Source organism: Allobosea sp. Tri-44 (assembly GCF_004123845.1).
Lineage (GTDB): Bacteria > Pseudomonadota > Alphaproteobacteria > Rhizobiales > Beijerinckiaceae > Allobosea.
Genome location: NZ_NBDP01000072.1, coordinates 1 through 12,601, shown reverse-complemented (window position 1 = coordinate 12,601; position 12,601 = coordinate 1). Strand labels below are relative to the sequence as shown.

At 63.9% G+C, this 12,601-nt stretch carries 11 protein-coding genes; 8 read left to right on the top strand and 3 right to left on the bottom strand.

All coding sequences use genetic code 11. From position 1 onward, the window contains the following. A partial coding sequence (locus tag B6S44_RS29125) for an RHE_PE00001 family protein (RefSeq protein ID WP_129160502.1) occupies positions 1 to 1,207 on the top strand: 1,207 nt, incomplete at its 5' end. Positions 1,208 to 1,366: 159 nt separating this feature from the next. Continuing rightward, positions 1,367 to 2,275 (top strand): hypothetical protein, encoded by a 909-nt coding sequence (locus B6S44_RS29120; RefSeq protein ID WP_248309823.1) that lies wholly within the window; start codon positions 1,367 to 1,369, stop codon positions 2,273 to 2,275. A 39-nt stretch (positions 2,276 to 2,314) separates the two neighbouring features. Here B6S44_RS29120 and B6S44_RS30010 read toward each other — a convergent pair whose 3' ends face one another. Beyond that, positions 2,315 to 2,458 carry a hypothetical protein gene (locus B6S44_RS30010; RefSeq protein ID WP_248309822.1) on the bottom strand — a complete coding sequence of 48 codons (144 nt, stop codon included), beginning with the start codon at positions 2,456 to 2,458 and terminating at the stop codon, positions 2,315 to 2,317. A gap of 235 nt (positions 2,459 to 2,693) precedes the next feature. Between B6S44_RS30010 and B6S44_RS29115 the strand changes: the two genes are divergently transcribed. Together B6S44_RS29115 and B6S44_RS29110 are read left to right on the top strand one after the other, a co-directional pair. Beyond that, on the top strand, positions 2,694 to 2,975 hold the full coding sequence (locus tag B6S44_RS29115; protein ID WP_129160500.1) for a type II toxin-antitoxin system ParD family antitoxin: 282 nt from the start codon (positions 2,694 to 2,696) through the stop codon (positions 2,973 to 2,975). A gap of 2 nt (positions 2,976 to 2,977) precedes the next feature. Beyond that, positions 2,978 to 3,280: a type II toxin-antitoxin system RelE/ParE family toxin gene (locus tag B6S44_RS29110; protein ID WP_349236393.1), complete on the top strand. Its 303-nt coding sequence runs from the start codon at positions 2,978 to 2,980 to the stop codon at positions 3,278 to 3,280. A 596-nt stretch (positions 3,281 to 3,876) separates the two neighbouring features. Here B6S44_RS29110 and B6S44_RS29105 read toward each other — a convergent pair. Next, a complete protein-coding gene (locus B6S44_RS29105) occupies positions 3,877 to 5,430 on the bottom strand; it encodes a ShlB/FhaC/HecB family hemolysin secretion/activation protein (RefSeq protein ID WP_164986011.1) in 1,554 nt (517 codons plus the stop codon). 395 nt (positions 5,431 to 5,825) lie between these two features. On the opposite strand from B6S44_RS29105, the gene B6S44_RS29100 reads away from it, so the two are divergent. From B6S44_RS29100 to B6S44_RS29090, 3 genes are all read left to right on the top strand, one after another. Next, positions 5,826 to 7,286, top strand: coding sequence for a FecR domain-containing protein (locus B6S44_RS29100; protein WP_206735272.1), 1,461 nt, complete (start codon positions 5,826 to 5,828; stop codon positions 7,284 to 7,286). A 79-nt stretch (positions 7,287 to 7,365) separates the two neighbouring features. Further along, on the top strand, positions 7,366 to 10,080 hold the full coding sequence (locus B6S44_RS29095; RefSeq protein ID WP_248309821.1) for an EAL domain-containing protein: 2,715 nt from the start codon (positions 7,366 to 7,368) through the stop codon (positions 10,078 to 10,080). A 154-nt stretch (positions 10,081 to 10,234) separates the two neighbouring features. Beyond that, the gene (locus B6S44_RS29090; RefSeq protein ID WP_129160497.1) at positions 10,235 to 10,648 is read left to right on the top strand and encodes a DUF1236 domain-containing protein; all 414 of its coding nucleotides are present in this window, start codon (positions 10,235 to 10,237) and stop codon (positions 10,646 to 10,648) included. A 360-nt stretch (positions 10,649 to 11,008) separates the two neighbouring features. Here the strand turns inward: B6S44_RS29090 and B6S44_RS29570 are convergent, their stop codons facing one another. Continuing rightward, positions 11,009 to 11,176: a hypothetical protein gene (locus tag B6S44_RS29570; protein WP_164986010.1), complete on the bottom strand. Its 168-nt coding sequence runs from the start codon at positions 11,174 to 11,176 to the stop codon at positions 11,009 to 11,011. 195 nt (positions 11,177 to 11,371) lie between these two features. Between B6S44_RS29570 and B6S44_RS29565 the strand changes: the two genes are divergently transcribed. After that, the gene (locus B6S44_RS29565) at positions 11,372 to 12,247 is read left to right on the top strand and encodes a DUF1236 domain-containing protein (RefSeq protein ID WP_164986009.1); all 876 of its coding nucleotides are present in this window, start codon (positions 11,372 to 11,374) and stop codon (positions 12,245 to 12,247) included. Positions 12,248 to 12,601 lie beyond the last annotated feature (354 nt).

Genomic DNA, 12,601 nt, shown 5'->3' with positions numbered 1-12,601 from the left:
TGTTGCCGTGAATTCAAGTCAATACGACCTCTCGCGCGTTCAGCGCCAAGCGCTGGTTTCGGACTGCGCCAGAACCTCCGAGGCCGCGGCGATCGCGCTCGCTCGCTGCGACGAGCGTCTGCTCCGCGCCGAGCCTGTCCTGGCCGAAGGCGCGCGCCAGCGCGGCCACGCTTTTGAGGCCCAGGCCCTGATCGGGCTCAGTGGGGGCCTGTGCCCGCTCGAGGACCTTTGCCTGCACGATGCCGGCATGGATGTGCGCAGCCCGACGCGCGAGATCGCCCGGGCCGCCGCCATGCTCGACGAGCGCCGGCGCCTGGCGCGGCGTGAGCCGGCCGAGATCTTGAGCCCGAGCGCCCTGCGGCAGCGGCTCGGGATCGAAGGATCACCGGAACCCGGTCGGCCGGACAGGTTGACGACCTCGGTGGCCGCGAAACAGTTCGTGGCACCCTGGGACCGGATCGGACGGGACGACGACGATCAGGACCACGCCGGTGAGAATGAACAGGACCTGGAGGAGGAGGAGGACGATCACGCCGATCCGGCCTTCGCTGAGATCGACGCTCTGTTGGTGCGGACCCGCAAAAAGCTAGACGCTTGGAACGATTTGTCCTCCGACGCGGGCCGCAAAAACCTGACCCTGCGCGATCCCGGCTATGATGCCGCCGGGCGGTTCGCGCGCTGGCAACACATTCTGAAGGAGGGCAGGGGGCTGCCAGCCGCGCTTGCGGCCGCGCTCGCGCTCGACGCCTGGCTTTGGCTCGAGCCGTCGGAACGTGCCGGCGAACTCGGCTTCGCGCTCGCCGCGACCGTGTTGCGGGAGCGGGGATTGGGCTCAGCGCATCTGCCGGTGATCGGCTTGGGGCTGAGGCGGGGAAAGTTTCGGTGGAGCCCGCACCAGGCGCTCGGCGTCCGGATCGCGGGGCTGCTCGACGCCTTTGCCGAGGCCGCCGTGTTCGGGCAGGCGGATCTTGACCGGTTGACCTTGGCTCGAGCCGTGATGTTGCGGAGGTGTGAGGGCAGGAGGGGGAATTCGAAACTGGCGGAGCTGGTCGACCTGTTCGTGGCGTCACCGCTCGTCACCGTGCAGCTGGCGGCGGCGCGCCTGCAGGTGACGCCGCAGGCGGTCGAGGCCATGCTGAAGCAGCTTGGCAGCCTGCCGCGCGAGTTGACGGGCCGGAAGCGGTATCGGGCCTGGGGGATTATGTGATTCCGACGATGCGCCGCCAGAAGTTTGTTCGGCCGCCTGCCGAATTTGAGCTCGATACTGTATACAGCTATGATTCAAAGCTAGTATATTTTGTAGTAATTTCTTTTTTGCTGGAACTCGAATTCCTGTGATTCGGTTCGACGGCGGAAATAAGGCTAAATGGCCACGTTTTTTAATGACTATTTCGGGATCGAAGTGGACGTTGTTGATAACTATGGCGCCTTCAACGTTTCTTTAATCAACGATCTGCCGCTGTTTATCGACCCATTACTGCTCTTTAACAGCAACAGGCCGGATTACCGCCAGCTCCACGACGATATTCTAAATTATATGATCTTCCTCAGGGACGCCGTCGCCGATGGGCGCGTGACGGCAGATCTCGAAAAGGCTTGGTTCATGTTCCCGGAGGTGAAGCAGAACTGGTTCGGCTTCTCCTCGGTAGGCAATGGTGGCAGCGGCCTGGGAAAAGACTTTGCGTCGGCTTTGCGGGTCAATCTGGGGTCACTCTTTGCCAACTTCGGCGAGGAAACCATCACGAATGGCAGCCATCTCGAGAGGGTGTGCCTGGTGCGGAGCGGCGTCGGCCGCGACATGATCAGCGATTTCACAACCAACCTGCTGAAAGACTTCCTCTGCCGCTATACCGAGGAGTTCGCGGCGGCCCACATCGATCCGGGGCACCGCAGGAAGGTCTGGGTCGACAAGGCCCGGTTCAATTACGCGACCGAGCATTGGGAGCGGGTTCAGTACGATCTGCCATGGCGCGATGGCGATTTCGTCCTGCTGACGCCGAAGGACATGCTCACCCGCGACGAAAACTGGATCAACCGGACGGACATGATCCGGGACTTCGAGAGCATCCCGATCGCCATCCCTGATGCCGAGCTGCGCGGCCAGGTCTTCAACTATTTCGAACGCGTCCTGGCGCGTCCTCGGGACCGCCAGCCAAGCCAACGTCATCGAGAACAAGGGCGGCCATCGCATCTTCTACCACGGCGGAAAAGCTATCCAGCGGGAGTCCGACCTGCAGATCCTCTGCAGGTTTGTCTGGTTTGGTTCGCCATCTGACGTGGGAACAGAGGCAAACGATGGTCGCGGCCCGGTCGACTACAAGATCTCGCGCGGCGCCAAAGACAAGACCCTGATCGAGATGAAACTGGCAAAAACACCGGCCTCGAGCGTAATCTCGAAAAGCAGCTGCCGATCTACCAGGCCGCGAGCGACGCCAAGAGTGGCATCAAGGGCCATCATCTTCTTCTCCCTCGAGGAGCAGTGGAGGGTCGAGGCAATCCTGAGAAAGCTCAAGATATTCAATCACAAGGACGTCGTGCTGATCGACGCGCGCAACGACAACAAGCCGTCGGGGTCGAAGGCCTAGGGCCTCGGGCACCGGCGAAATGCCGGACGACCTGTAAGGTTCATGACAGGAAGCGGATAGGATGCAATCCTACTGTGTGCTATATGAGGGCAACGAAAGGCCCCGACCATGAGAACCACCCAACAGATGAGCATCACCCTCCCGCTGGAGCTGGCGCGGATGGTGAAATCCAAGGTCGAGGCAGGCGGCTATGCCTCCGAGAGCGAGGTCATCCGCGAAGGTCTACGGGCGCTCCAGGAGCGCGACGCCGTGGTGGAGCGGTGGCTGCAGAACGATGTCGGGCCGACGATTGACCGCTACCGCGCCGGTCCGACCCGCGGTGCATCGCTCGACGAGGCGTTCGGGCGTCTCACCGCCAAGATGACCGCCGACGCCGACAAAGCGCGTTGATCGTGGTCTACCGCATCAGGCTGCTGCCGGAGGCCGAGGCCGATCTGGCCGCCATCTATGACTACATTCGGGACCATGCCTCTCAAAGCATCGCTCAGGGCTATGTCCAGCGGATCATGACCTATCTGACAGGGTTCGACACCTTCCCCGAGCGCGGGACTCGCCGCGACGACATCCGGCCGGGGCTGCGCATCGTCGGGTTCGAGCGCTGGGTGACGATCGCCTTCCTAGTAGAGGGCGATGAGGTGATCGTGTCTAATGTCCTCTACGGCGGGCGGGAGTTGCCGGAAGAGACAGGCGGCTAGCCCATGGTAGGGATATGCGGCGATGCCTCCATTCAGTTCCACACATGGGCGGCCGGCTTCCGGCCTGGTAGCCAGCTCCGTAAGGTGCTGAATCAGTCGGCCGGGGAGCGGGGACGGTAATGGCGATAACCGCAGTCGATGAGGATGCCTTAATCCGCCTGGCTGCTTTCGACCACGTCCGCGAGCTCGCAGAAACCCATGTGGCTTGGCAGTTAAATGTAAGAATGCGCCAGTTTCGTCCGCCTTGCGCATTTAATTTGAGAATCGTGTCCGCCGGATTCTCAAATTAACTGCAACTGCGAGAGCGCTCGCGGCCGACTGGTTTGGGCTATTATTGTGCTGGCGAGATTGACAAAGTGCGCTGGGATGGATTGCTCATGGGAGGCTCGCGGGGAGAGAACACCGGGAGCCGGATTCTCACATTAAGTAACAAAATTTCAGTCGGATTATCAAATTAACTGCTCATTCTCAAATTAAGTGCCAGCCCAACCAACTGAAATCATTGGCGCCCCAATATCGCATTAACTGCCAAGTGACACCTAGTGCCGGCGCGGCCGTGTCGGGCGATCGCTCGCTGGAGGTTGAGTAGCTCCTGCTCACCCGCAGTGCCAATCTCCCCGCTCGGGACAAGCCTTCAGAATCGTCGACAGCGAGAACAGGACGGTCGCGCCGCGGCCACCTCGGCTGGGCGAATTGTAGCTCAGCGGCGCGGCGACGGTGATGCCGGCCTCGACCGAATCGTTGAGTTGCAGGCGTACGCCGCCGCCCGCCGCGGAGAGCGACTGGACGATGTCCTTCGGCGCCGCATAGCTGCGGACGGCTCCGCCTTCGACGAAGCCGAAGAGCTGCACGTTCTTCAGGAAAGATAGCCCGGGCCGATAGTCGTAACGTAGCTCGGCCGAACCGGCGATGCCGTTGTCACCGGCGAGCCAACCGCTTTGGAAGGCGCGCCCGAAGGCGCCGCCACCGGGATAGAACTGCTGTGAGATCAGCAACGCCGCGGAGCTGGCCTGACCGGAGCCGGCGAGTTTCATCGACCAGCTTTCGCCAAGACCCTGATAGCGCGTCAGCGCACCTTGCAGGAGATAGAAGTCGCCCGAGCCGTCGAAACGCGAGAGCAACGGATCGTAACGGCGCGAGGCATCGTCGATGCCAAACCCCTTGCGCAGGCCGAGCATCGCGTAAGTCGTGCCTAGCCAGTCGTCGCGGAGGCGATAATCGGCCGTCAGGCTCGCGATCCGCAGGCGATCACGATAATTGATGCCGAAAGCGCTCTCCTCGACGATGTTGCTGATGCCCAGCCCGGCGGTCAGCGAGAGCGATTGCCGCTGTGTCTGCAGTGCGACGACCGTTGCCCTGGCTTCGAGATTCTCGGCATCGGACCGGACACGGCCGAGCCGACGCAGATCGCCGGGCCAGACGACGCTGCGCGAGGCCGCGACGCCGACCCGCAGCCAGTCATTGCCGAGCGGCGCATCATAGGAGAGGCGGCCATAGCGCAGCTCCCGTGTCGAGCCCGGGACCGACGAGAGGTTCACAGCGAGCGTGTCGCCGGGGACGATCAACGAATTCAGCGCGGCGCCGAAATAGGCCTGCCACGGACCGACGGCATTCGAAGCGGCATTGTCGAAGCCCGCGGAGACGAACACGCTCCAGCTGTGGAGGATCACGGTCAGACGGAACTGCCCGGAGCCGGTGCCGATTTCCTCGAGCGTCGTGTCCTTGACGCGTACCCCCGGGAGATCGTTGCCGACCAGGAGCGGGCGCTCGAGCGTCGCCAGCCTGGCCGGCGTCTCCTCGGCGATCGGCGCCAGCATCCGGCGCGTGCCGAAGCGGTTCGCCTCGTCGCCCTGCACCACCAGTTCTGCGACGGTGCCTGGGATGATCCTGATGGTGACGACGCCGCGCTTGATATCCTGCGGCGGTATGAGCGCACGCGTGAGGTGATAGCCGGCGTCGCGATGGAGCTTGCTGATCTCGCCAGCGAGGGCGACGAGACCCGCCTGAGAGATCGGCTTGCCGAGCTTGTCGCGATAGGGGGCATCGATCTCGCCGGAGGCGAGCGGACTGTCGCCCTCGATCCTCACGGCGGCGAGCGTGAACAGCGCCCGTTCTTCACCGGTCGATTGGTCGGGCGCGGATCCCGCCATCCGAACCGAAATCCCATCCCGGGTCTCCTGCAGCCGCTCGGCGCGTCGCTGCTCGAGCCCCTGATCGGCCGGCTGGGTCGGCGGAGACTGGCGGCCGCTCTGGGCATAGGCGGGCCCAATCAAGGCCGGCGAGCACATGAGGAGCGATAGGATCACCGCTCGCAGACTACCACTGGATAGTCCGCCCACTCGCCGCCATGCCATGTCGAACATGCACCCATCTGTTGGGCTTTTGCCCAGCCTTCCCCGCTCAAAAACCGTAAATAGACATGGTTAATCAGGACTTAATGCTTCCTCCTGTTTCAGAACATTGCGCTAAGCCAGCGTTCAGAACTGCCTGCTAGAAGGCAGGATAGCCGGCTTTGCACGACCTCCAGAACGGAGACTGCCCACCCATGCTACGAGCGACCCGCATCCTCTTCTCTGCGGGCCTTCTGGCCCTTTTGCGTGCGTTGGGCCCGAACGAGGCTTTCGCCCAAGACAATATCTGGCAGGTCAGCAAGGTCTCGGGCGAAGCCTGGGTCGCAGGTTCCGGCGTTCAACAGGTGTCGCTCGGCCAGGCCTCGACGCTCAAGCCCGGCGATATGATCCGTACCGGGCGCAACGGCCGTGTCCTTTTGGTGCGCGGGGCGGAGAGCATGCTGATCTCCGCCAATTCGCAGGTCGCCGTGCCGACGGCGACCGGCTCGGGCCGCTCGACGATCCTCCAGCAGGCCGGGTCGATCCTGCTCGACGTGGAGAAGCGGAACGTCCAACATTTCGAAGTCGAGACCCCCTTTCTTGCCGCTGTGGTCAAGGGCACGCAGTTCCGTGTCACGGTGACCTCGGGCAGCGCCAAGGTCGACGTCCAGCGCGGCCAGGTCCAGGTCAGCGATTTCCGCTCGGGTCAGTTCGTGCTGGTCCAGCCCGGGCAGGCCGCCAGCGTCGCTGGAAACGGTGCGGCCGGCCTCAGGCTCTCCGGTACGGGACAATTCAACCCGACCCAGCAGGGAGCGCAGCGCTCACCCTCCATTCGTCCGATTTCGGTTCCACGCGAGGGCCTGCCGCCGCCAGCCGGTGCCGCCCGCGAGGACCGCCGGGCCAGTGGCGGCGAAGGTTCTGGCAAAGCCGTTTCCGTCAGTGGCGGAACGGTGCGCATCGGCGCGACATTGGGCGAGGCCAAAGTCAACGTGCATGCGGTGACCAAGGGGCTGGCGCGCAATGTGGGCGACGGAGCCGTCTCCTCCGGGCGCGCGCAGGCCACGTTCTGGTCGAATGGAGAGGTTTCGCCAGCCGTCAACGCCTCGAATAATGGTCAGCGAACAGGTAATCCGGAAACCGCGAGATTGGATGGCGCGACGGCTTCGGCGAACGTCAACAGCCAGGCGAACGGTCGTAGCAGTGGCGCAGGCGTCTCAGCCAAAAGCAGCAGCAACGGCTCAACGAAAGTCGCCGGCAATGCCGGCGGGAACGGCAATGGCAATGCCGGCGGGAATGGCAATGGCAATGCCGGCGGGAACGGCAACGGCAATGCCGGCGGGAACGGCAATGGCAATGCCGGCGGGAACGGCAATGGCAATGCCGGCGGGAACGGCAATGGCAATGCCGGCGGGAATGGCAACGGCAATGCCGGCGGGAACGGCAATGGCAATGCCGGCGGGAATGGCAACGGGAATGCCGGCGGGAATGGCAACGGCAATGCCGGCGGGAATGGCAACGGCAATGCCGGCGGGAACGGCAACGGCAATGCCGGCGGGAACGGCAACGGCAATGCCGGCGGGAATGGCAATGGCGGCTTGAATCTGGGCCTGAACCTGGGCGTCGTGAACGTCGGGGTGAGCCTCGGCGGGAGCGGCGGCGGGAATTCCCGACGCTGATTCTCTTGACGGAATGTCAGCTTTCCTGGGCTAGGGTCGGGCTGGTTGACCTCAATGCCCGGCAGGGTGGCGGACGGACGTGACGCTGTATCGGCCACACCTCATTGCCTTTGGGCTGCTTACGCTGGCCTGGCTGGTCGGCCTGCCGGGGGCGCTCGCGGATCTCATCGGCGACAAGCGCTTTCTCTGGCCGAAACGTCCTGCCAGCGAAACCATCGCGCTGGTCGAGATCGATGCTCCCTCCCTGGCGCGTATCGGTGTCTGGCCATGGCCGCGCCGCCATCACGCCAAGCTGATCGAGCAGCTCGAGGCGGCAGGCGCCACTGAGATCCTCTTCGACGTCGACTTCAGTGCCCGCTCCAATCCGACTGATGATGCAACCTTTGCGGAGGCGCTCGCGAAGGCCGGCGGCTCCGTCGTGCTGGCGACTTTCCAGCAGAGGGCCGGCGACCTCAATCGCGGGCTGACACTGCACGTCAACCGGCCCTTGCCTGAGTTCGCTGCTCACAGCTGGCCGGCCGTGGTCAATGTCCTGCCCGAGACGGACGGGCTGGTTCGCCGCTACGGCCTGGGCGCGCGCATCGGCGAGTTCCTGCCGTCATTCGGTGCGTTGCTGGTCGGCCGCCATGACGAGCACGGCCCACCGTTCCGTATCGATTTCAGCATCAGGACCGATACGGTTCCAACCGTGTCCTACACCGCGGTGCTCGATGGCGAGCCACAGGCACTGGCACGGCTCAAGGGACGCAAGATCATCGTCGCTGGAACGGCGGTCGAATTGGGCGATCGCTTCAACGTCCCCAATGGCCGCGTCATTCCAGGCTCCATGCTGCAGCTTCTGGCCGCTGAGTCGCTCCTGCAGGGCCGTGACCTGCAGAGCACCAGCCTGCCATTATCGATCGCCGGAACGCTCGCCATTCTCGCGGGGATGGTTCTGCTCTGGCGCCGAACCAGCGCAAGGACGCGTGTCGCCGTCGTGCTGTGGACGGCGGCTGCGCTGGAGATCGGCGCGCTTCTGATCCAGGCGAACTGGCCGGTCATCGTCGACACGAGCAGCTGGCACCTTCTACTCGGCGCCTATCTGATCGCCATAGCGCTTCATGAAATCGACCTGCGCGGGCTGCTGCGCGGCATCGCCGAGCGGCGTTTCCAGCGCATCGCGATGTCGCTGGGCGATGGGCTCGTCTGCCTCGACGACCACGGGCGCATCGTGTTCTGGAACCCGGGGGCGGCCAGGATTTTCGGCTATTTTGAAGAGGATGCGCTCGGCAAGCCTTTCACTGCCTGCCTCGCCGACTCCGGCGACGTCACGTCGGCGCAGCTCACTCGCCTCCATGACGCTGCGGCGACACAGGCCGCGGACGACCACGTCCTCGATCTCGTTGGCGTCAGGCGCAATGGCGAGCGCTTTGCCCTAGAGGCCAGCATCTCCAGCTGGCAAGGGACCGATGGGCGTCAGTTCGGCCTTGTTCTGCGCGACATCACCGTGAAGCAGCGTGAACGTGAGCGGATTCGCTATCTGGCCGAGCATGACGACCTGACGGGGCTGTGCAATCGACATGCGCTCGGGGAGCGCCTCTCGGCGCAGTTGGAGAAGGACGGCATACTCGTATCGGCAGTGCTGCTGATCGGCATCGACCGGTTTCACCAGCTCAGCGATATCCATGGCCGTGAATTCGGCGATCGCGTGCTCGTCGCGTTCGCCGATCGGCTGCGCTTGCTGGTGCCTCCCGATGCTGAGGCGGCTCGCTTTGCCGATGACGAATTTGCCTTGATCCTTCCGCAGGAACGCGTTGCGGCAGTGGCGGATGATATCGCGCGTGATTTTGGATCTGCGGCGCTCGTCTTTGGCGAGTGGCGCCAGCGGGTGACGGTGCGCATCGGTTATGCTGTTGCCGAGCCGGGCTGGAGCGCCGATCACCTGATCGGAAACGCCCATCTGGCGCTCGAGGCAGCCATCTCGACCCGCGAGGAGGAACCGATCGGCTTCGCGGCTACCATGCGCGACAGGATCGCGTCGCAGCTAGCACTTGAAGCCGAGCTCCGCGTCGCCCTGGAAAAAAATCAGTTCGAACTGTTCTACCAGCCGCAAGTGCTCCTGTCGGACCGGAGCGTGATCGGAGCGGAAGCCCTGATCCGCTGGCGTCACCCGTTGCGCGGTCTGGTGCCGCCGGGTCAGTTCATCCCGGTGCTGAACAATTCCCCGTTGTCTGACGCAGTCGCGAACTGGGTTCTGGCCACGGCTTGCCGGCAGTCCCGGCGCTGGCAGATGGCAGGCACGCCGATCCGTGTAGGCGTCAACCTCTCGCCTTCGCAGTTGCAGGGCAGCGATCTACAGGACACCGTCGCCGCGCTGCTCGACCAAACCGGCCTCGCCCCCGACCTGCTCGAACTGGAAGTCACCGAAGATATCCTGATCGAGGACGCCGAGAAGGCGCAGAAGACGTTCCGCGAGATCCGCGCGCGCGGCGTCAAGATCGCCTTTGACGATTTCGGGACCGGATATGGCAGCCTGAGTTATCTCAAGGCGTTCCCGCTCGACACGCTGAAGATCGACCAGACCTTTGTGCGCCAGCTGCTGAATGACAGCGGCGATGCCGCCATCGTCCGCGCCACCATCGACCTTGGCCGCTCACTCGGCCTGTCGATCATTGCGGAAGGGATCGAGGACGTCGAAACCGCAAATTGTCTCAAGAGTATGGGATGCGAGGAAGGACAGGGTTATCATTTCGGACGGCCGCTTCCTGCGGCTGAATTCGAGCAGCAATTCCTGGCAGGCCGGCAAGTCGCCTAGCGGGGCGCGCCCTGTGCCGGATGCTGGCTTAAAGTCGCGGGGCATTAGCACCTACCCGCCACGGATGCGGTTATCTCTCACGCACAAATCCGGAACTTTTTATAAGGGTTCTAAGTTAGGACGTCGATCTGGGGGATCACCAGGAGATCGACCCATGAAGAAACTCATCGTTGCAGCCGCCATCGCGCTAGCTCCGTTTGTGGCACTCGCCCAGAATCCTCAAGGCGCGCAGGGCGGTGCGGCCGGCGGCGCTGCCGCAGGCGCAGTCGGTGGTGCAGTTGTCGGTGGACCCGTCGGCGCAGTAGTCGGTGGCGTAGGCGGTGCGGTTGTCGGCGGGATCATTGGAGACAACACCCCGCGCTTCAAGACATATGTCACCGAACAGCGGGTCCCTTCCTACACTTATGCTGAAGAGGTTCGCGTCGGTGCAGTGCTTCCTGACCGGGGCGTGACCTATCGCGAGGTGCCGGCCGAGTATGGCGTCAAGGGATACCGTTACACCGTAGTGAATAACCGCACGGTGCTGGTTGAGCCGGGAACCCGCAGGGTCGTCCAAGTGATCGAATAGGCCGATTGTCGGATCCCGCATCGTATGCGGGGTCCACCATTTTTCTTAGGTCGACCGGCATCCTTCGAATCGCCTCCGTCCTCAAAAAGGGGGGAGGGCAGGCAGCATTTACTTGCTCTTTAGGGTGCCGGCGTCCGATGCTCGGAAGCATGTCCCATGAAACAATTTGCAGGCATCGCCACTATCGCGATCATCGCTCACGCCGGTATCGCTTGGGCACAACCAGTCATTGTCGGCCCGGGAGAAGGCCCCGTCCGAGTAGAACGCGCGCCGCGCGAAGCGCCGGGGCGTGCGCTTGAGCCAGAAAGAGCCCCGGCGCAACGCATGTATGCTCCAGGCTCCGAACGCGGTGAAAATCAATCAGGCCAAGACCCACAACGCGGCTCTGGCCAGCGACGCGAACGCGACCAGGCCCAACGGGAACGACCAGACCCAGCGCCGAGCTCGCGCGCTCAGCAAGAGCAGCCAAGAGATCCGCAGCAAAGAGAGGCGCAACAGCAGCGCGAGCAGGCGCAGCGCGAGCGGCAAGACGACCGCAATGGCCGCAGGCCGACCGAGCAGGCTCAGCCCGACAACCGCGCCCCACGATCGCCTGACACAGCGCAGCCGCAGCGGCCGGACAATCGGCCAGCTGCTCCGAGCACGGCGCAGCCTGCCCCGCGGCAGGACGATCAGCAGCGGCCCGGAATCAATGCGCAGCGCCCGGATGCGACGGAGCCCGCAATGACCAGCCCGCAGCCGGCCGAGAACCGTGCCGCGCCGAGCGGCCAGTCCACCGACAATGCACAGGCCGGTACCGACAACCAGCGCATTGCCGACACGGTTCGCCAGCGCGTCGAGCGTAACGAGGTCCGTCCGGTTCAGAATCTCGGGGTTTCCGTCTCGGTCGGTGCCGAATTGCCCTCGCGCGTGCAGCTCCAGCCCTTGCCGAGCGAGATCGCCGCGGTCAGGCCGCAATACCGGGACTATCGCTACACGGTCTCCGAGCGTGAGATCGTCATCGTCGATCCCCGCAACCGTCGTATCGTCGAGGTGATTGATCGCCGCGGCGGCAGAGGCGGGACCGTCGACGTCTACGCGACCTTCGAGCGTCAACGCGACGTCAGGCGCTGGCACCGGCCGGATTCGGTCGTCTTCCGTCAAGGCGTTGTCCTGCCTGCCGGCGTGCCCTATCATGACGTCCCTGACGAGCTGATCGAGCGCCATCCCGACTGGCGCGGCTATCAATACGTCATGACCGAGAGCGAGGAAGTCGCGATCGTCGAGCCGCGCACGCGCCGCATCGTCGAGGTCGTCGACAAGCGCGCATCGCAATCGGCCGCCGCGGCGCCTGCTGGCGCAAGTCCGCCTCCGTCGAACGGTACGGCGGACCGGCACGAACTCGCCCGCAGGATCCTAGCGGATGCCAGGCCCGGTGAGATCCAGGGCGTCGACGGCCTGAAGGGCGCGATCCTGCCGCCGCAGGTCGCGTTGCGGCCGCTGCCGGCCGAGGTCGAGCAGCAGGATCAACAGTTGCGCGGCTATCAATACGCGCTGATCGGCGACGATGTGCTGATCGTGGATCCCAGAAGCCGCGAGATCGTTGAGGTCATCGAATAGTGTCCTGACGATCTAAACACGCATGGTACGCCCGGTCTCGCATTTGCGAGGCCGGGTCTCTTATCGTTGAGCAAGAGCTGTGGCCCTGTTGGCCACAGGAGCAACATTCACCAGCTCGGCTTGCATCAAAGTGAACATTCCCGATATCGGGTTCAGGCTAGACTCGGCGCTGACCGCCCGCGACTAACGTCTGCTTCCGGGCACCCAGCTAACGTCGGCTTCTGGCGGATGTCGTTGAAAAAGTCGGCCTGGAGAGCGACGCGAGAGCGTTTCGGATTTGGCCGATCGAACCTCGGCCTCTCATGCCGGCCTGAGCTGCGGTCCCTTCGGCAGGAGCTTGGCGAGTTTCCTGAG